Below are 19,681 nucleotides of genomic sequence, written 5' to 3'. Positions count from 1 at the left end.
CGTGAGGGCCGCAGGTGGCGGCTGAGGGGGTGGGCGCCCGCGTGGGTCAGCCTCGCCAGAGGTGCAGCATCAGCGTCTCGACCGCGATGCGCGGCCGGACGTTCTTGTCGATCGCCTCCCGGCAGCGCAGGATCGCGTCGATGCGGCGCACCACGCTCTCGGCCGAGAACGCACCCGAGGCCGCCCTCGACGCGGCGGCCAGATCGGTGTGCACCAAAGGAACCCGGGCCCCGAAGCGAGTCACCAGCACATCGCGGTAGAACGCCGCCAGATCGACCAGCGCCCGGTCGAGGGCATCACGCTGCGCACGCGTCAGCCGCGACTTCTGCCGCTTCTCCAGATCCTTCACCAACCCGGCCGTACCCCGGGCCGCCTTCGAAGCGCCCTTACCACTGCCACCCTTACCCAACGCGGTCTCCAGATCGGCCTTCTCACGGCCGGCAAGCTCCGTCGTCGAGGCCTCGGCCTCAGTCTCAGCAGCGGTGATCAACGCATCAGCGGCATCGAAACACGCCCCGACACCGGTCAACTGCCGCGGCACACCCAGCACGGCGGCCCGGCGGGCGCGGGCCTCGGAGTCGCGGGCGAGGCGCCGGGCGCGGCCGACGTGGCCCTGCGCGACCGAGGCCATGGTGTCGGCGACCTCCGGGTCGATCCCGTCGCGCTCGACGAGCAGGCGCGCGATCGCCGAGGCGGGAGGCTGCCGCAGCGCGACCACGCGGCAGCGCGAGCGGATGGTGACGAGGACGTCGTCGACGGAGGGCGCGCACAGCAGGAACACCGTCCGCGAGGGCGGTTCCTCGATGGACTTCAGCAGCGCGTTCCCGGCGGCCTCGGTGAGGCGGTCGGCGTCCTCGATGAGCAGGATCTGCCAGCGGCCCTGCGTCGGCGCGCTCTGCGCCCGCGTGACCAGGGAGCGCATCTCCCCGACACCGATGGACAGGCCGTCGGGGACGACGAAGCGCACGTCGGCGTGGGTGCCGCCGCGCGCGGTGTGGCACGCCCCGCACGCGTCGCAGCCGCCCTTGGGGCATTGCAGCGCGGCGGCCAGAGCGCGCGCGGCGACCGAACGACCGGACCCGGGCGGGCCGGTGAACAGCCACGAGTGCGTCATCGACGAGGTATCCCCGCCGAGCCCGGCGAGGACCGCCTGCCCGGCGGTGACGGCTGCGTCGAGGAGCCCGACGACCTCTTCCTGGCCGACGAGCTCGTCGAAGATCGGCGCGCTCACGCGCCCGCCTCCCTCGCAGGGGTGCGCGGGTCGCCGAGGTCGGCTTCCATCAGGAAGGGATCGGCGGGACCTTGGCGAAAGTCGCCGTCGGTGGCCAGCGTGCCCGGGGTGACGGTCTCGTCGTCGCTGCTGCCGCCGGGCAGCCGCTCGGCGACCTTGGCGCGGACGAGGGCGAAGATCTCCTCCTCGGAGAGGGTCGCGTCGACCACGAGGTAGCGGCGCGGGTCCTCGGCGGCGATGTCGAGGAACTTGTAGCGGACCTTCTCGTGGAAGGCCACCGACTCGCGCTCGATGTGGTCGTGACCGGCGCGGCCCGAGGCGCGCGCCAGCCCGATCGCGGGGTCGATGTCGAGGAGCACGACGAGGTCGGGCTTGAGCGAGGCCGTCGCCCAGTCCGACAGCCACGCGACCTCCTCGGTCGGCAGGTCGCGCCCGCCGCCCTGGTAGGCCAGCGAGGAGTCGACGTAGCGGTCGGAGATGACGACCTTGCCCTCGCGCAGCGCGGGCCGCACGATCGTGGCGACGTGGTGGGCGCGGTCGGCGGCGTAGAGCAGCGCCTCGGCGCGCGGGGACGGCTCCGAGCCGGTCGACGGGTCCAGCACGAGCGTGCGGATCCGGCGGCCGATGTCGGTGGCGCCCGGTTCGCGGGTGAGGACGACGTCGTGGCCCGACAGGCGCAGGTGCGCGGCGAGCTTGACGACCTGCGAGGACTTGCCGGAGCCGTCGCCGCCTTCGAAGACGATGAAGTAGCCCTTGCCCTCGGCGGGCTGCCCGAGGCTGAGCGGACGGCCGCGGATGGAGCTCCAGACGTCCTTGAGGATCGGCACGCCCGGCTTGTCGTCCATCTGGCGCAGGGCCGAGATGCCGGTGGAGATGCCGATGACGCCGGCGGCCAGCAGCAGGAAGCGCGTCGCCGACAGGTCGACGTGGAGGATGCCCCAGTCGACGCGGCGGGCGAGGCCGAAGCCGGCGATGAGGCCCGAACCGGCGATCGTGGCCATGAGCACGACGCGGGCGGCGGTGTTGATGAACGCGAAGATGCGGCCGCGGACGTCGTCGGCGACCTCGCCGCCCAGCAGCGTGATGCCCGACAGGAACGCCATTCCGGCGCCCGCGCCGACCAGGAAGGTCCCGAGCATCGCCACGGCGACGTGCGGGGCGATCGAGTCGAGGATGACCGCGCAGCCGGCGACGATGATGCTCAGCCCGAACCAGCGCCGCCGGGACAGCTGCCCGACGATCTTCGGCCCGGCGACGATGCCGACGCCCAGGCCGATGAACAGCGTCGCGAACAGCGTGGAGAAGGTGGCGTCGCCGCCGCCGAGGGCCCGCGCGTAGAACTGCGCGGTGCCGATGACCACGCCGGCGCTGGCGAAGGCGCCGAGGATGCCCAGGACCAGGCCCCGGACGAGCTTGGTGCGCCCGACGTACTTCCAGCCTTCGGCGAACTCGCGCAGCATGCCCTGCTTTTCGGGCTGTGCGCCGGGCGGGCCGTTGCCGTTCTTGCGCTGGCTCAGCTCCGGGATCGCGAAGATCACCACGAGCGCGGCGGCCAGGAAGGTCAGGGCGTTGAAGTACAAGGCGAGGTCGACCGCCGAGGCCCATCTGCCCAGGCTGGTCAGCTCGGCGTCGAAGCTGGTCAGCAGGCCGATGACACCGGCCGCAAGGACCGGCGTGAGGCCGTAGGTGGTGACCAGGGTGAGCTGGTTGGCGGTCTCCAGGCGCGCCTTGGGCAGCAGGTTGGGGACCGCCGCCTCCTTCGCGGGCATCCAGACCATGGCGACGGCCTCGATGGCGAACTGGGCGATCGCGGCGTAACCGACGGCGCGGATGCCGCCGCCGAGGGACAGGCCGACCAGCGGGATCGAGGCGAACAGCGCGAAACGCAGCATGTCGCAGATGGCCATGGTGAGCCTGCGGTCCCAGCGGTCGGCGAAGATCCCCGCGAGGGGACCCAGGACCAGCGAGGGGAGCAGGCGCACGGCGATGACCGACCCGAAGGCCAGGCCCTTGCCCGTGGCGCCCTCGACCTGGTTGGCCGCGAACAGCGAGGTCGCGAGCAGGCCGAGCCAGTCGCCCATGGCGGATAGCCCGAGCACCGCCCACAGGCGGCGGAACGGGCGAATGCGCAGGATCGCGCGGAGATCTGTCGCGACTGACATGTCCTTGGCGCGTCCCTTCCTCCGTGCGTCGACCGTCATGTGTAGCCAACTCACTGTCGAGTCAGACTAATACGGTGGTCTGAGTCATACCGCACTGCGGCGGCTCCGCCGTCCGCCGCGAAGGGTGCCAGGTCGCCACACCGCCCCGCCGCCGTCGGCGTCCGCCCTGGTGGAGAGGGAGAGAAGACCACGTCGAGCGGTCGCTTCGGGTGGCGAGGCGGGAGTAGTGGCGATCCGGGCGTGACGCCCGGATCGCCTCAAGTACAGCCCACCGATCCTGAAGCCAGGCTGAGACCGTCAGTCGACGTGACGCGAGAGGTAGTCGCGGATGAGCGCCTTGGCCTCCCCGAGCACCTCCGGATCGCCGGCGGGATCGCGCCGGAACGCGAGGTTGATCAGCGCGTCGCCGGTCTCCACGCCGATGGCCAGCGCGAAACGCAGCCGCGGACGGTCGTCGAAGCCGAGCCGGTCGATGATGAGTTCCTGGAGGCGCTGGGCGATGACGTCGTTGTTCTCCCGGTCCGTGTCGAGAAGGTGCACGTCGACGACGTCGCCGAAGTGCAGGGTCCGGAAACCCGGTTCGATGCGGTGCATGTGGATGTACTCGTCGATGACCGCGTCGACGATGTCCCACCAGTGGTCCGGCTTCTCGCCCCCCAGACGGGCGTCGAGCCTGGAGTTGAGGTTCTCCAGGAAACTCTCCAGGTGCCGCACGGTCAGCGCCTGCACGACGGCCCGCTTGTCGGGGAAGAACTGGTAGACCGAACCGATCGCCACGCCCGCTCGCTGCGCGATGAGCGTTGTCGTCAGGCCCTCGTAGCCCAGTTCGTCCACGAGGGCGGCGCAGGCGTCGAGCATGCGCCCGACCCTGGCCGCGCTGCGTTCCTGCACCGGCACCCTTCGCAATGGTGCCCGGCGTGCAATCTGCGTATCACTTACTTTCACCGTCGTGCCCCCTGCGCCGACGCCGCCCCGGGTCAAGTCCAGCGCACACTGAACGGTGGTGGCGGCCGGGGACGGGCTCTGCTCAACCAATGTGGCCATCATGCCGGAGTTGAGGGGGTTTGCACGGTGAGGCGCGCGGGTGATCGTCCACCCGTGTCAGGTGGCGACCCTCGACTGGGTGCCCGCGCGGATCTCGAAGAGGTCCTCGCCGAGCCGCACGGACATCGCCTCGACCCGCTCGGGCCAGTGCGCCGGCCAGCGCGTGCGCGAGGACCAGCGGATGCCGGTCAGCGGCACGTCGCCGAGCCCGGCGGCGGCCAGGTCGGTGTCGGTGAAGTCGTCGAGGCCCTCGGCGACGGTCGCCAGCAGGTGGCCCTCGAAGCCGACCCCGGCGCCCGCGAGGTGCAGCGGCCAGGCGGCGGTGACGCGCGCGATCTCGCCGGCGCCGGCCCCGGCGAGGCCTGCGGCGAGCCGCGCGGCGCGGGCGACGACGTCGGCGAGCCAGTCGGCCGACGCGGCGGCCAGGTCGGCGCCTTGGCGGCGAAACACCTCGGCGACGACCAGCGACAGCGCCGCGGCGCGCTCCACGGCGTGGTGGAGGTCCTCGGCCACGCCGGCGGGCAGCCCGCCCTCGGCCACCGTCAGCGCCCAGGCGGTGTTCACCTCGTCGAGGAGCTTCATGACCTCGCCCAGGTCGGCGCGGGTCGCCAGGCGCGCCGCGAGCGGAGCGTCGAGGGCGGCGGCGATGACCGCCACGATGCCGGTGAGGGCACCCCGTTCGCCGGTGATGGCCGCCAGGCCCGCCTCCAGGTCGAGGACCGTGCCGAGGTCGTCGGCCAGGTCGGCGTAACGGGCGGGGAGCATGGCGGCCCGCAGGCCCGTGCCGAGGTCGAGGCCACGGGACAGGCCGGCGTTGACGCGCTCGTGCTCGGCGACGAGCCTTCGTCGCACGGTCTCATTCATCGTCGGATTCCCCCAGATGGTTCTCGAGTGCGCGGCGTGCTCTGAACAGACTGGCCCGGACGGCGTCGGGGCTCATCCGCAACTCCACGGCGATCTCGGTGGCCCGGAAGCCGTCCAGCCACCACGCGAGCACCTGCCGCTGCCGGGCTGGCAGCAGGTCGAGCAGGCCGAGGACGTGATGGCGGCCCTCCCACGCCTCGATGTCGGTGACGGTGAGGACGCCGCCGGGCGGATCGGCGACCGGTTCCTCGGGCGCCGAGGCGACCCGGCGGACCCAGCAGCGTGAGGCGACGCGCCGCACCCACGCCTTGGGGTACTCGATGTCGGCCCAGCGCCGGTAGGCCTCCAGCATCGCCTCCTGGGCCACGTCGGTGGCGTCGGAGAGCGGGACGCCCTGCCAGCGCAGAAAGCCCACGAGGCGGGGCATGTCGGTGCGGTAGAAGACACTGAACTCGGCGTCGACGGCGGCCCGGGCTCCGGGCACGGCGACGGTCTCACGCTCTTCCACGACCGCGCCCCCTCCCGGTGGCGCGCCCGCGGTCGCTCCTTCGCGGTGGGCGACTCCTGCAAGTCATACGGGTAAGAGCCGCCGCACACGCGAAACGTGAACCGCTTCCACTAAAACTTCGCGGACGCGCCTCAACCCGACTTCTTCGCCGAAGCCTTCTTCGTGCCCTTCTTCGCGGCGGTCTTCTTCACCGTCTTCTTCGCCGTGGCCTTCTTCGCGACCTTCTTGGTCGCCTTCTTCGTCGGGCCCTTCGCCCGGCGCTCGGCCAGCAGCTCCGAACCGCGCTCGCTGGTGATCTCCTCGATCGAGTCGCTCTTGCGCAGCGAGGCGTTGGTCTCCCCGTCGGTCACGTAGGGCCCGAAACGGCCCTCCTTGACCACCATCTGCTTGCCCGACACCGGGTCGTCGCCGAGTTCCTTCAACGGCGGCGCCGCGGCGGCCCGGCCACGCTTCTTCGGCTGTGCCAGCAGCGCCTTCGCCTCGTCGAGGGTGACCGTGAACAACTGGTCCTCGGTCTCCAGCGAACGAGAGTCCTTGCCCTTCTTGACATAGGGCCCGTAGCGGCCGTTGGCCGCGAGGACCTCCTCGCCGTCGATCTCACCGATCCGGCGCGGCAGCGACAGCAGCTTCACGGCGTCCTCAAGCGTCAGGGAGGACATCTCCTGGCTCTTGAACAGCGACGAGGTCTTCTCCCCGCTGTTGACGTACGGCCCGAAGCGCCCCGACTTGAGGACCACCGGCTCACCCGTCTCCGGGTGCGCGCCGAGCTCCCGCTCGTCGCTGCCGGCCTGGAACAGCTCCTCGACCTTCTCGCGCGTCAGCTCGTCGGGCGGGGTCCCGTCCGGGATCGACGCGCGCTCACCGGCCTCGGTGTCGTCGGGCTTGTGCCGCTCCAGATAGGGGCCGTAGCGGCCGACGCGGGCCACGACCGTGCGCCCCTCGTCGTCGCTGAACAGCGGGATGGAGTTGACCTGGCGGGCGTCGATCTGCGGCATCTGGTCGTCGACGAGGCTCTTCAGCCCGCCCGACGCGGCCACCGTGCCCTCGGCGCCCACGCCACCGAAGTAGAACTGCTGGAGGAAGCCAAGGCGCGCGCCGTCGCCGGAGGCGATCCCGTCGAGCTCGCCCTCCATCGCGGCGGTGAAGTCGTAGTCGACCAGGCGCGTGAAGTGCTGCTCCATCAGGCCGACCACCGCGAAGGCGAGGAAGGTCGGGATGAGCGCCTGGCCGCGCTTGAAGACGTACTCGCGGTCCTGGATGGTCTGCAGGATCGACGAGTAGGTCGACGGGCGGCCGATGCCCCGCTCTTCGAGGCCCTTGATCAGGCTGGCCTCGGTGTAGCGCGCGGGCGGCTGCGTGCGGTGCCCCTCGGGGTTGAGCGCGTCGGCCGACAGCGGCTGGTCCTTCTCCAGGTTCGGCAGGCGCCGCTCGGTGTCGTCGGCCTCGTCGGCCTCGTCGTCGAGCGACTCCACGTAGGCCTTGAGGAAGCCCGGGTCGGTGATCGTCTTGCCGGAGGTGCCGAACTCGCAGTCCTCGCCGGTCGTCGAGGTCGCCTTGATGCGGATCGAGACGGAGTTACCGACGGCGTCGGTCATCTGCGAGGCGATCGTGCGGCGCCAGATGAGCTCGTAGAGGCGGTTCTCCTCGGCGGAGAGCTCCTTGGCGACGTCGCCGGGCGTGCGGAAGGCGTCGCCGGCCGGGCGGATGGCCTCGTGCGCCTCCTGGGCGTTCTTCACCTTGCGGGAGTAGCGGCGCGGCTCCGGCGGGACGTAGCGGTCGCCGTAGAGCTCCGCGACCTGGCGGCGGGCCGCGGCGAGCGCGGTCTCCGACAGGTTCGTGGAGTCGGTACGCATATAGGTGATATAGCCGTTCTCGTACAGGCGCTGGGCGACGCGCATGGTCTGCGCGCTGGACAGCCGCAGCTTGCGCGCGGCCTCCTGCTGAAGCGTCGAGGTGATGAACGGCGCGTACGGGCGGCGGCGGTAGGGCTTCTCCTCGACGCGGGTGACCTGGTAGTCGACGCCCGACAGGCGCTCGGCGAGGCCGCGCGCGCCCGCCTCGTCGAGGTGGACGACGTTGGCCTTGGCGCGGCCGGTGGAGGAGTCGAAGTCCTTGCCGGTGGCGACGCGGTCGCCGTCGAAGGTCAGCAGCGCGGCGGTGAAGGGCTCGGCGCCCTTGGCCTGCTCGGTGCGCAGGGCGGCGGTGATGCCCCAGTAGTCGGCGGCGTGGAACTTCATGCGCTGGCGTTCGCGCTCCACGACGATGCGCGTGGCGACCGACTGGACGCGGCCGGCCGACAGCTTCGGCATGATCTTCTTCCACAGGACCGGGGAGACCTCGTAGCCGTACAGGCGGTCGAGGATGCGCCGGGCCTCCTGTGCGTCCACAAGGGACTGGTCGATGTCGCGCGGGTTGGCCACGGCCTCGGCGATGGCGGGCTTGGTGATCTCGTGGAACACCATCCGCTTGACCGGGACCTTCGGGTTGAGCGCCTGCACGAGGTGCCAGGCGATGGCCTCACCCTCGCGGTCCTCATCTGTCGCGAGGAAGACTTCGCCGGACTCGGCGAGGAGGTCCTTGAGCTTCTTGACGTGGGCCTTGCGCTCGGAGTTGACGACGTACAAGGGCGTGAAGTCGTTGTCGACGTCGACGCCGAGCCGCGACCAGGACTGGTCGCGGTACTTGGTCGGCACCTCGGCGGCGTTGCGAGGCAGGTCTCGGATGTGCCCGAGACTCGCCTCGACGATGTAGTCCGGGCCGAGGTAGCCGGATATGGTCTTGGCCTTCGCCGGTGATTCGACGATGACCAGGCGCTTCGTGCCGGCGGATCGGGCCACTACTTACCCCACTTGTACAGACAGCTCGCTACTCGGAAACCAAGGATCCAAGGTAACGCGCCAGCCGGCCGCTCACCCGCGGACCACTGAAGCTGGCCTCGAACTCCGGTCTGCACCGTACAACGCCGCTGCGTGGGCCGGGAGGGGTGTATTGGTGTTGGCGTGTGATCGTCGGGTTTCGGACGGTGAGGAGTGGCGGGGGACACGGCGGGGATACGGGGGCGGGGGCGCTCGGTGGGCGCTCGGTGGGCGCTCAACGGACCTAGAGAAAGAGGTGTGGGTTCGGGCTGAGGCGGGACGGGGTGGGGACCGAGGCGGAGCGGCGGAGGTAGGGGCGGGGAGGCGGGGGCGAGGGCGGGGCGCCGAGGCTCTCCAGCATGGTGGCGCCTCGGCGGGATGGCTGGGCGTGCGTGACGCCTCCGGGGGTGGGCGCGCGGGAGCGCAGCCACACGGGGCGGGCCGGGACCACCCGGGGGTGAGCCGAGACCGCGATGGGGCTCGTGATCGGCGGCTAAGCCCACGCGCCTCGGGAGCGCGGGCCGATGCGCGCCCCGCGCCGAGGTCGAGGCGCGAAACCCTCGCGCCCCCGGGAGCGCGAGGGACCGCAGAGCGCCGCAAGGAAACGCGCCGGGCGTGCCCGGCGGGCCGGGTAATCCGGGCAGGCGTCATCCCCGACCCCAAGGGGGCCCCAAAACTTACGATACGGCGCACTTATGACATTTTCTTCGGCCGCAACCCGGCCGCGGCCTCAGGCGTCCACCCGGGCCTCACGTGCACTCCACCCGCTCTCCGCCCTCGGGCACCGCGCCTGACGACAGCGTCTCCGGCGGGCCGCGCGGGCCCACTAACGCCGGCTGGGCCAACGCCGGGCACCGCCGCCGCGTCCACCCGGCGCCCCCACACCCGGACGCCGGACGCCGGACCCCTCACCCCTCACCCCTCACCCACACTCCCCCACCGTCGCGAACGCCTCGCTCAGCTCCACCGAGCTCACCCCCGCCAGGTCCGGCCCCGCCGCGTACGCCGTGTTCAGCTCCGCCATCGTCGCCGCCACCTGGTCGTAGAACCCCTCCGCCCCCGCGTCGAGCCCCTCCATCGCGTCCCCCGCCGACGCGTACGCGTCGCGCGCGCCCTCCAGGTAGGCGACCACCGTCGCCCGCGCGTCCTCCCCGCCCTCGACCGCCGCCGCGGCCCCGTCGGACACCGCCGCCCGCGCCGTCTCGCTCGCCGTCGCGGCGCCGTCGAGGAGCTTCACGAGCTCGGCCTTGGTCTCCTCGGGCCCGGTGTCGGGCCCGATCGCGCTCTGGGCCTGTACCGTCAGCGCGTCGATCCGCTCACGCCACGGGTCGAGCGTCGTGCACACCGTCGCCGCCCATTCCCCGGCGCTTACGCCCGGTTCCTCCGCATCACATCCGCTGAGGAACAGAGCCGACACCACCGTCAGGAAAAGAAGCACGCGTCCGCACACGCCTGTCAACCTACCGCCGGGCACCATTGAGCAAGCGAACGTGAGCGCGCACGGGATATCGTGCGTGGCGAACCCTGGGGAAGGACTGCCGTGGCCGATCTACTCGCCGTTCTGGGGCTACCGGCGTTGTGGCTGCTGGAACTCACCCGGATGCTGCTCGACAAGGTGTCCTGGTTCGGCAACCCGCCGTCGTGGATCGCGGTGGTCATCGCCTCCGCCGTCCTCCTGCGCATCATCACGCTCCCGCTGTGGATCCGCTCCATGGCCGGCGAGCGCAACGACGTGGCCTGCGCGCCCGTGCGCGCCTCGCTGCTGGCGCACCGCCTCCCACCGGAGGAGACCGCGAAGGTCCGCGGGGCCCTGCGCCGCAGCCACCCGACCTACAACTCCGCCCAGGCCTGGTTCAAGGCCTCGGTCGGTCTCGTCAGCGGCTGCATGATCGTGCTGTGGTGGTCGGTGTTCTGGGGCGCCGACCCGGGCGACATCGGCCTCAAGGCCCTCGCCGACGACACCTCCATGGCCTCGGTGTTCTACCAGGTCTTCACCATCTCCGACCCGTGGGTTCTGCTGGCGACGATGGTCGGCGGGGCCGTGCTGTGGGCGCTGGTCTCCTACTCCTACAACCGCACTGTCCGCAGCTGGCTGATGCCGACGTGGTCGCTGACCTGGGGCCGTCGCGGCGGGTACAAGCTGCGGGTGGCGAAGTACCTCGTCGGCGGGCTGCTGTTCGTGCCTTTCGGCGCGCTGCTGTTCGTGGTGACGTGGACGGCGCTGGGCGCGATCTTCGCCTACGCGTTCCTGCGGCCGGTGAACCAGCCCGACGAGGTGTGGGACCGCTTCGTCGAACCCGACCCCTACGACGGTTCGCCGCGGATCCGCGCGATCGTCCCGACACACGCGGGCATGCCGCTCCCGCCGGGTGGATGGGGCACCACGCCCCCGCCGACGCCGCCTGGAGGCTGGGGGACCAATCCGCCTCCCATGGCGCCTCCGCCGCCGCTGCCGGTCCCCGTCCCGGCCCTGCCGGGCGTTCACGGAGGGCCCCCGCCGCGCATGGCACCGGTCCTGTCGGCCGCTCCCCGCGGAAACCCGCTCCTGCCGGGCGACCCGCGCATGGTCGGCGGTTACAAGCTCCTGGGCCGCATCGGCGCCGGCGGCATGGGCACGGTGTACTTCGCGCAGCGCCCGGGCACGTCGACGACCGTGGCCCTCAAGACCACCAACGGCATGGTCCTCGACAGCGACCTGGAGCGCGAGCGCTTCCAGCGCGAGTGCGACACCCTCGCCCTCGCCGACGGCCCTTACACCGCCCGGGTCCTCGACTCCGGCATCGACCGCGGCCGCCCGTACCTGGTCACCGAGCTTCTCGACGGCCTGACCCTGCACGACTACGTGCACATCAAGGGCCCGGTCACCGACCCGACCGCGCTGCGCTCGCTGGGCGTCGCCTTCGCCGAGGGTCTGCGGACCCTGCACGACCTGGGCGTCGTGCACCGCGACATCAAGCCCGCCAACATCATGCTCACCACCGGCGGCCCGAAGATCATCGACTTCGGCATCGCCCTCAACCCCGACAGCACCCGGCTGACGAAGACCGGCGTGCAGTTGGGGACCTTCGCCTTCATGGCGCCCGAGCAGTTCGAGGACTCGCGGGTCACCGCCGCCACCGACGTGTGGGCGTGGGCCTGCTGCCTGGTGATGGCCGCGACGGTGAAGGCGCCCTTCGACGCCGACAGCATCCCGAAGATCACCCACAAGGTGATCACCGCGCCGCCCAACTCGGAGCTCCTGCAGAAGGTCTACGCCATCGACGCCAAGCTCGGCGCGGTCGTCACCGACGCGCTGCGCAAGCCCGTCGACGAGCGGCCCGCCGACGGGTCGGCGCTGGTCGACCGCCTGTGCCCCGAGGGCGACGAGATCGTCCAAATAGGACGAGGGTGGCCGCTGATCGCGGGAAAAATCGGCGGCTGAGACTCCACGTACAACGCACCGGCACGGTAAGGTGCGGCCACTGGGGTTGTCGGGCAGACCGTCCGTTGGGGTGCCACGGAGAGCGGGAAGGTCGAAGCGTTGTCGGAGGTGTTGGCCGCATTCGGCATGCCTGCCGCGTGGGCGCTCACCGCGGTTCGGGAGCTCCTCGACGGGCTCGGCCTGTTCGGCGCGCCCGGCGTGTCCTGGACCGTCGCCCTGATCGTCGCGGCGCTCCTCGCCCGGACCGTGACGATTCCACTGTGGATGGTCGCGGCCGGCGGCCGGCGCAACGAGCTGGTGTCCTGGCCGATCCGCTGCGGAATCCTCACCGCCGAGCGCTTCTCCAGTCGTGCGGCCGAGGCCGAGCGGGGCCGCCTTGAGCGCTATCGCCCGCCCCGCAAGGGTTTCCGCTTCGCCGACCGCTTCGTGGTCACCGGGCTGACGGTCTCCCTCGCCCTGCTGCTGACCGCCCTCTACCTCGGCGCCCGCGACACCGGCCTGTCGGCGGTCGTCGACGCGCCGGACTCCCCTGTCGCGCTGACCAGCGCCGGCTGGCAGCTCGTCAACGGCGACGGCAGCGCCGCCCGGATCGCGCTCGGCGGCCTCGCCTGCGGGATCATCTGGTGGCTCACGGTCTCCTGGCAGGACAAGCAGACCCGCACGCAGGCCCTGCCGGCGTGGGTCCTGCGCTGGGATCCGGCCCGCCGCCGCCCGGCGGTGTCGCTGGCCTTCGCCCTGTTCGCGACCCTGGTCGTGCTTCCCTTCGGCGCCTCGGTCTTCATCTCGGTGTGGGAACTGCTCGGCTGCGTGCTCCTCCCGGCGCTGCTGCGTCCGGTCGGACCGCCCGCCGAGCTGACCGAGCGCTACCTCCAGTACGACGAGACCGACGGCCGGCTGCGGCTGCGCCCGTCCCCGCGACTTTCGCCGCCCACCATGGACGATCTGCGCGCCTCCGCGCCCGACTACGTCCCGGACTTCCCCACCGAGGAGATCCCGGTGATCGACGCCCCGCTCGCTCCCGATCCCGTCAACCTCCAGGCCGCCCCGCCCGACAGTCCCCTGCGCTCCTCGCCGCCCACCGCGCCGCTGTCGACCGACGACCCGCGCCGCATCGGCGGCTACGAGCTCATCGAACGCCTCGGCTCCGGCGGCATGGGCACCGTCTACGTCGCCCGCGATCCCTGGACCAACACCGATGTGGCGCTCAAGACCGTCGCCGGCAGTGTCCTGGGAGCGCAGAAGGACCTGATCCGCTTCCAGCGCGAGGCCGACACGCTGGCGATGATCGACAACGCCTTCACCGTGCGGATCCTCGGGTCGGGCATCGACCGGCAGCGGCCGTACATGGTGATGGAACTTCTCGACGGGCTCACCCTCGACGACTACGTCTACGAGGTCGGCCCCATCACCGATCCCGAGATACTGCACGCCCTCGGGCTCGCGCTGGCCCTGTCGCTGGCCGGGCTGCACCGCAGTTTCCTGGTGCACCGCGACATCAAGCCGTCGAACCTGATGCTCACCTCGACCGGCCCCAAGCTCATCGACTTCGGCATCGTCCACATGCGCAACGCCACGCGCCTCACCCGTACCGGCACGCACCTGGGCACGATGGCCTACATGGCGCCCGAGCAGTTCCGCGGCGCCAACGTCAGCCCGGCCGCCGACGTGTGGGCCTGGGGCTGCTGCCTGGTCATCGCGGCCACCGGCCACGGGCCCTTCGACGCCCCCGACATCGCCTCGATCACCCGCAAGATCCTCATGGACGAGCCCGATCCGGAGCTGCTGGAGTTCATCGACAAGCTCGACGGGCCCTTCGCCCGGATCGTTCGGTCCACTTTGGACAAGGACCCCTCGGTCCGGCCCGCCGACGGGATGGCGCTGCTGGCGAAGCTGTGGCCGAGGGGCGTCGACATCCCCGCGATCACGACCTACGTGCAGCGCGTGTGGCGGCGGCTGGTCTGAGGGCCTCGACGAGCGCGGCGAGCACCGCCGCGACCGTGCACGCGGCCAGCGTCCAGGCCGCGTCGGGCGTCCAGAACCACATGGTGCGCCAGTCGGCGCCCGCGGAAGCGGGCAGCGCCAAGGGAACCAGTGCGACGGCCGCCCAGATCAGGGCGAGCCACCGTCGGCGGACGCGGGGCCGAAACGCCCGCCATGCCGCCCAGGCGAGCACCGTCAGGGCCGCCAGGCTCGCCGCCCAGGGCAGGTGGAGCAGGGCGTTCGGGCCGTATGTGGAGCCGGGTCGGTACCCGGCGCTCATGAGGGCGGCGTCGAAGCCGGCGTTGAGAAGCTGCTCGGCGCGGGCCTCGCCGTAGGTGTTCTGGAGCAGTGCGACGGCGATTCCCTTGGCGGGCAGGAGGATCAGCACCGCCTGGTAGCCGCGTGTGGCGCCCGAGTGCCAGACCATGGGTTCATCGGTGCCGGGAAGCCGCCCGAGGCTCCAGCCGAGGCCGTAGCGGCCGTCGGTGCCGGGCTGGGGTTCGGTCATGACCGCGGGGCCGGTCAGCGCGAAGCGGGCGTAGGCGGCCAGGTCGGTGATCGAGCCGCCGAGGTAGCCGTAGGGGAGGCCGGAGCGGTCGAAAGGGTCGTCAAAGGAGAAGGGGCGGCCGAAGTACTGGGCGTGCCCGGGCGGGAGCGGGTCGTCGGGACCGGTGACGGCGTGGGTCATGCCGGCCGGGGTCAGCACGGTCTCGGTGAGGACCTCCGCGAACTCGCGGCCGGTCACGGCCTCGATCACCGCACCCAGCAGCAGGTAGTTGCTGGAGGTGTAGACGTGGGCCTCGCCGGGGGCGGTGTCGAGTTCGTAGTCGTAGAGCCGCGCGGCGACCCGTGAGACGGCGCCGGGTCCGTTGTCGCCGGCGTCGGTGGCGGCCATCGAGGTGATCCCGCTGGTGTGGCTCATGAGTTGGCCGACGGTGACCTCGGCGGGCTCGCCGCGCCAGGTCGGCGTGAACTCCGGCAGGTACCGGCCGACGGGCGCGGCGGGGTCGACGCCGAGGCTCAGCGCGACGGTCGCGGTGACCGGTTTGGCCACCGAGCCCCACAGGAACGGCGTGTCAGGCGTGACGGGCCGCTCGTCGCCGTCGACTCCCCACGCGTGCGTGTAGGTGGTGGCCCCGGCTGTGGTGACGGCGAGCGCGGCGCCGGGTGTGCCGGTGGCGTCGAGGTGTTCGGCGACGCGGCCGGCGATGTCGGTGTCGGCGGCGGGGTTTCCGTACGCGGGTACGGAAACGGCGAGGAGGGTGAGGGCCAGCGCGGTGGCGGCCGATCTTTTTCGTATCACGGTATTAATATAGCCATACGAAAACGGGAGCGCGACCGCTACAGTGCTCACATGCCGAAACTCGTCGATCACGCCGCCCGCCGCGCCGAGATCGCCGCGGCCGTACAGCGCCTGATCGACCGCGAAGGACTCGACGGCGTCACCGTCGCCAAGGCCGCCGAGACCGCCGGCGTCTCCGTCGGCCAGGTCCAGCACTACTTCGCCAGCAAGGACGCCCTCCTGGAGGCCACCTACCGCCAGGTCGTCCAGCGCATGGGCGCCCGCGTCGAGGCCTCGGTGCGCGAATCGGTCACCGAGCACCTCCCCATCCGCGCCGTCGTCGCCCGCGCCCTGCGCGAATACCTCCCCCTCGACCGCGACAGCGCCTCCGACCACCGCGTCTCCCTGGCCTTCCTCGGCCGCACGACCGCCAACCCCGCGCTGGCCGCCCTCTACTCGCAGACCCTCGCCTCGATGCGCGCCCAGCTCGCCACGGCCGTCCACAACGGCAAGGAGTGCGGCGAGGTCCCCTTCGGCACCGACCCCGAGGCCGCCGCCGAACGGCTGCTGGCCCTCACCGACGGCTACGCCCTGCACCTTGGCGCCGGCCTCGACCCCGACGACACCGTCGACGCGCTGCGCGGCGAGGTCGCCGCGGTCTTCCCCGGCCGCTGCCGTCAGTGGGAGTAGAGCTCGGCGATCCGCTCGGCGTAGGTCTCGACCTCGAAGCCGCGCTCGGCGACCCATGCCGGGTCGTGGAAGGTGCCGGAGTACTGCTCACCGGCGTCGGCGAACAGCGTGGCGATCGTCCCGCGCACACCGTCGCGGCGCATGATCCGCGCCAGTTCCCAGGTGCCCCAGAGGTTCGCGCCCGTCGACGGGCCGACCGGGACCCCGGTGGCGTCGTGGCACCAGCGCATCGCGGCGACGCTCGCGCCGTCGGGGACCGGGATCACCAGGTCCACCAGCGATCCGCGGAACGCCGGCTCCATCCTCGGCCGCCCGATGCCCGGGATCTTCGAGGGCATGCCGGTTCCGTAGCCGGAGACCCCCTCGGCCCAGCCGGGGAAGTAGGAGGAGTTCTCCGCGTCGACGACCGCCAGCCGCGTCTCGGTGCCGCCGGCGTTGCGCAGGTACCGGCCGACCGTCGTGGCCGTCACGCCGCTGCCCACGCCGACGACGATCCACCGCGGCTCCTCGGCCGCCAGGGCCGAGGCGATCGAGCTGCGCCGCCAGTCCACGGCGTCGAGGGCGCGGCCCAGGTAGTCGAGGTAGTGCGCGCCCGTCTTGGCGGCGAAGGCCCGTGCCTCGTCGTACATCGCCGCCGGGCGCTCGGCGGGACGGCACACCGCCCCGTAGCCCTCGATCCGCGCGATCTGCGCCGGGGAGGTCCGCGCCGGCAGCACCACCGTCAACGGCAGCCCGACCAGCCGCGCGAAGTGCGCCGCCGCGATCGCCGTCGCCGAACCGGACGCCTCGACCAGCGAGGTCCCGGCCGTGATGGCGCCGTCGGCGATGTCGCGCAGGAACAGGTCGCGGACCGTCTTGTACTTCAGCCCCGCCGGGAAGCCCGACTCGTCGACGGCCCTGATGTCGACGGTGTAGAACGGCGACGGCAGCCGCCGCACCGGCGTCACACCGTCCACATGGGAGCGGAGGGCGGCGACGGCCTCGGCGGCCCAGGCGCGGTCGGTCATGGCCCGACGGTACAAGGCGAGGCCCCGGTTCCTCAGGGGAACCGGGGCCTCGAACGTCGGGTCAGCGCTGCTTACACGCCGACCTTGTCATCTTTTGGGGCGTCGGGAGACGCGGCCTCCTCGAGCTCGTCGCCGCCGACGGCGATCGGCTTGCTGCGGCTCCAGATCACCGCGGCCGCGATCACCAGGAAGCACGCCACGGCGATGCCGATGCGCGCGCCCAGGTTGGCGTCGGTGCCCACGCTGAACATGACCACGGCGGGCGCGATGAGCAGCGCCACCAGGTTCATGACCTTGATCAGCGGGTTGATGGCCGGGCCGGCGGTGTCCTTGAACGGGTCGCCGACCGTGTCGCCGATGACCGTCGCGGCGTGCGCCTCGGTGCCCTTGCCACCGTAGGCGCCGTCCTCGATCATCTTCTTGGCGTTGTCCCAGGCGCCGCCCGAGTTCGACAGGAAGATCGCCATGAGGACACCGCAGGCGATCGCGCCGGCCAGGTACCCGGCCAGGGCGCCGACGCCGAGGCCGAAGCCGACGGCGATGGGCGCCAAAATCGCCAGCAGACCCGGCGTGATCAGCTCGCGCTGCGCGTCACGGGTGCACATGTCGATGACCTTGCCGTACTCCGGACGCGTGGTGCCGTCCATGATCCCGGGGTGCTCGCGGAACTGGCGGCGCACCTCGTAGACGACCGCGCCGGCCGACCGCGAGACGGCGTTGATCGCCAGTCCGGAGAACATGAACACCACGGCCGCGCCGATGATCAGGCCGACCAGGTTGCGCGGGTCGGCGAGGTTCAGCAGCGAGTCGACCGACAGCGTCGAGCCGGCCTTCTCCAGGGCCTCCTTCATCGCGCCCGTGTAGGAGCCGAACAGCGCCGTCGCGGCGAGCACGGCGGTCGCGATGGCGATGCCCTTGGTGATGGCCTTCGTGGTGTTGCCGACGGCGTCGAGGTCGGTCAGGGTGCGCGCACCCGCCTCGTCGATGTCGCCCGACATCTCCGCGATGCCCTGCGCGTTGTCGCTGATGGGCCCGAAGGTGTCCATCGCGACGATGACGCCGACCGTGGTCAGCAGGCCGCAACCGGCCAGCGCGACCGCGAACAGCGCGATGGTGATGTTGCCGCCGCCGAGCAGGAAGGCGCCGAACACCGCCGCGCCGATGACCAGCGCGGAGTAGACCGCCGACTCCAGGCCGAGCGAGATGCCCGAGAGGATGACGGTCGCCGGGCCGGTGCCGGAGGTCTTCGCGACGTCGTCGACGGGCTTGCTGCCGACGCCGGTGAAGTAGCCGGTGAGGGCCAGGATGACCGCGGCCAGGACGATGCCGATGATGACCGCGACGATCGCCAGGAGCTGCGGGCTGACGGGGGCCGAGATGCCCTCGATGCCGATGGCGTCCCAGGTCTTCGGGAGGTAGAGCAGAGCCGCGCCGGTGCACAGCAGGGCGGAGATGACCGCCGAGATGTAGAAGGCGCGGTTGATCGGCTGCATCCCGTCCTTGTCGGACTTGCGCAGCTTGGTGATGAAGACGCCGACGATCGCGGTGAGCACGCCGATGGCGGGCACGATCAGCGGGAACACCAGGCCGTAGTCGCCGAAGGCCGCCTTGCCCAGGATGAGGGCCGCGACGAGGGTGACCGCGTAGGACTCGAACAGGTCGGCGGCCATGCCGGCGCAGTCGCCGACGTTGTCGCCCACGTTGTCGGCGATGGTCGCCGGGTTGCGCGGGTCGTCCTCGGGGATGTTCTTCTCCACCTTGCCGACCAGGTCGGCGCCGACGTCGGCGGCCTTGGTGAAGATGCCGCCGCCGACACGCATGAACATGGCCAGCAGCGCCGCGCCGAAGCCGAAGCCTTCGAGCACGGTGGGCGCGTCGCCCTTGTAGATCAATACGACCCCGGCCGCGCCCACGAGGCCGAGGCCCACGGTGAGGAAGCCGACCACGCCGCCGGTGCGGAACGCGATCGACATCGCGCGCTCCCGGCTGCCTTCACGCGCGGCGGACGCGACGCGAAGGTTCGCGCGCGTCGCCAGCGACATGCCGGCCCAGCCGATGAAGGCGCTGAAACCCGCGCCGACGACGAAGAACAACGAGCGGCCCGCCTTGACCGCGTTGCCTCCGTCGGCGACCGGCAGCAACCACAACAGCGCGACGGCGACCAGCACGAAGATGCCAAGTGTCTTGAACTGCCTGCGCAGGTACGCCGAGGCGCCCTCCTGCACGGCGGTGGCGATCTCCTGCATTTTGGGCGTGCCGGTGCTGGCCGAGAGCACTGCCTTGACCAGGGCGGCGGCGAAGCCTAGGGCGACGAGGGCGATAGCGGCGGCAATGATGACATAGGTGAAGTTCGCACCAGTCAGGGACACCGCGTTCTCGTCGCCGTTGGCGAGCAACGTTTGGGACATCCGTCCTCCAGTAACCGATTAAGAAAGGTCCCGCTGTGGGACCGTCGGTGACGGCCTGTGCGAGACGACCCGGGGAGTGTATCGGCACCCGGTGTGCAAGGTCACATGCGTATGGCCTCCGTTCACGTTCCGCCGACGGTCGCCTACTCAATCGGCGAGACAGGGCACGGTCGGTGCCGATCATGCAGGTAGGACCGGGTTTCCCAACCGCGGCGGCGATGCGCGCGGG

The 19,681-nt window shown here is 71.5% G+C and carries 13 protein-coding genes; 3 read left to right on the top strand and 10 right to left on the bottom strand.

All coding sequences use genetic code 11. The features are described from left to right. Window positions 1-46: 46 nt before the first annotated feature. From AB0I28_RS05535 to AB0I28_RS05505, 7 genes are all read right to left on the bottom strand, one after another. On the bottom strand, window positions 47-1,231 hold the full coding sequence (locus AB0I28_RS05535) for a DNA polymerase III subunit delta' (protein ID WP_357489787.1): 1,185 nt from the start codon (window positions 1,229-1,231) through the stop codon (window positions 47-49). Then, window positions 1,228-3,330 carry a dTMP kinase gene (gene tmk / locus AB0I28_RS05530; protein WP_357490840.1) on the bottom strand — a complete coding sequence of 701 codons (2,103 nt, stop codon included), beginning with the start codon at window positions 3,328-3,330 and terminating at the stop codon, window positions 1,228-1,230. Before tmk ends, AB0I28_RS05535 begins: the two co-directional genes overlap by 4 nt. A 360-nt stretch (window positions 3,331-3,690) precedes the next feature. After that, a complete protein-coding gene (locus tag AB0I28_RS05525) occupies window positions 3,691-4,251 on the bottom strand; it encodes a TetR family transcriptional regulator (RefSeq protein WP_357490838.1) in 561 nt (186 codons plus the stop codon). Window positions 4,252-4,494: 243 nt separating this feature from the next. After that, window positions 4,495-5,301 (bottom strand): hypothetical protein, encoded by an 807-nt coding sequence (locus tag AB0I28_RS05520; RefSeq protein WP_357489785.1) that lies wholly within the window; start codon window positions 5,299-5,301, stop codon window positions 4,495-4,497. Continuing rightward, a complete protein-coding gene (locus AB0I28_RS05515) occupies window positions 5,294-5,809 on the bottom strand; it encodes an RNA polymerase sigma factor (RefSeq protein WP_357489783.1) in 516 nt (171 codons plus the stop codon). The genes AB0I28_RS05520 and AB0I28_RS05515 overlap by 8 nt, the downstream gene beginning before the upstream one ends. A 131-nt stretch (window positions 5,810-5,940) precedes the next feature. After that, the gene (gene topA / locus AB0I28_RS05510; protein WP_357489781.1) at window positions 5,941-8,646 is read right to left on the bottom strand and encodes a type I DNA topoisomerase; all 2,706 of its coding nucleotides are present in this window, start codon (window positions 8,644-8,646) and stop codon (window positions 5,941-5,943) included. Between the two features lie 940 nt (window positions 8,647-9,586). Continuing rightward, complete coding sequence (locus AB0I28_RS05505; RefSeq protein ID WP_357489779.1) at window positions 9,587-10,081, bottom strand: hypothetical protein; 495 nt, start codon at window positions 10,079-10,081, stop codon at window positions 9,587-9,589. A 123-nt stretch (window positions 10,082-10,204) separates the two neighbouring features. Between AB0I28_RS05505 and AB0I28_RS05500 the strand changes: the two genes are divergently transcribed. Continuing rightward, window positions 10,205-12,085, top strand: coding sequence for a serine/threonine-protein kinase (locus AB0I28_RS05500; RefSeq protein ID WP_357489777.1), 1,881 nt, complete (start codon window positions 10,205-10,207; stop codon window positions 12,083-12,085). Window positions 12,086-12,193: 108 nt separating this feature from the next. Beyond that, window positions 12,194-14,047: a serine/threonine-protein kinase gene (locus tag AB0I28_RS05495; protein ID WP_357490836.1), complete on the top strand. Its 1,854-nt coding sequence runs from the start codon at window positions 12,194-12,196 to the stop codon at window positions 14,045-14,047. On the opposite strand, the gene AB0I28_RS05490 is transcribed toward AB0I28_RS05495, so the two are convergent. Beyond that, window positions 14,007-15,368 (bottom strand): serine hydrolase domain-containing protein, encoded by a 1,362-nt coding sequence (locus AB0I28_RS05490; RefSeq protein ID WP_357489775.1) that lies wholly within the window; start codon window positions 15,366-15,368, stop codon window positions 14,007-14,009. The genes AB0I28_RS05495 and AB0I28_RS05490 overlap by 41 nt on opposite strands. A gap of 51 nt (window positions 15,369-15,419) precedes the next feature. Between AB0I28_RS05490 and AB0I28_RS05485 the strand changes: the two genes are divergently transcribed. Continuing rightward, window positions 15,420-16,037 (top strand): TetR/AcrR family transcriptional regulator, encoded by a 618-nt coding sequence (locus tag AB0I28_RS05485; RefSeq protein WP_357489773.1) that lies wholly within the window; start codon window positions 15,420-15,422, stop codon window positions 16,035-16,037. Here the strand turns inward: AB0I28_RS05485 and AB0I28_RS05480 are convergent. Together AB0I28_RS05480 and AB0I28_RS05475 are read right to left on the bottom strand one after the other, a co-directional pair. Continuing rightward, window positions 16,025-17,044, bottom strand: coding sequence for a pyridoxal-phosphate dependent enzyme (locus tag AB0I28_RS05480; protein ID WP_357489771.1), 1,020 nt, complete (start codon window positions 17,042-17,044; stop codon window positions 16,025-16,027). The two genes, AB0I28_RS05485 and AB0I28_RS05480, sit on opposite strands and share 13 nt — an antisense overlap. Window positions 17,045-17,115: 71 nt before the next feature. Then, complete coding sequence (locus tag AB0I28_RS05475; RefSeq protein WP_357489769.1) at window positions 17,116-19,452, bottom strand: sodium-translocating pyrophosphatase; 2,337 nt, start codon at window positions 19,450-19,452, stop codon at window positions 17,116-17,118. Window positions 19,453-19,681: the final 229 nt, after the last annotated feature.

It is taken from the genome of Phytomonospora sp. NPDC050363 (genome assembly GCF_040655735.1).
Classification (GTDB): Bacteria; Actinomycetota; Actinomycetes; order Mycobacteriales; family Micromonosporaceae; genus Phytomonospora.
The sequence above is the reverse complement of the archived record's forward strand: the minus strand, read 5'-3'. Positions and strand labels throughout refer to the sequence as shown.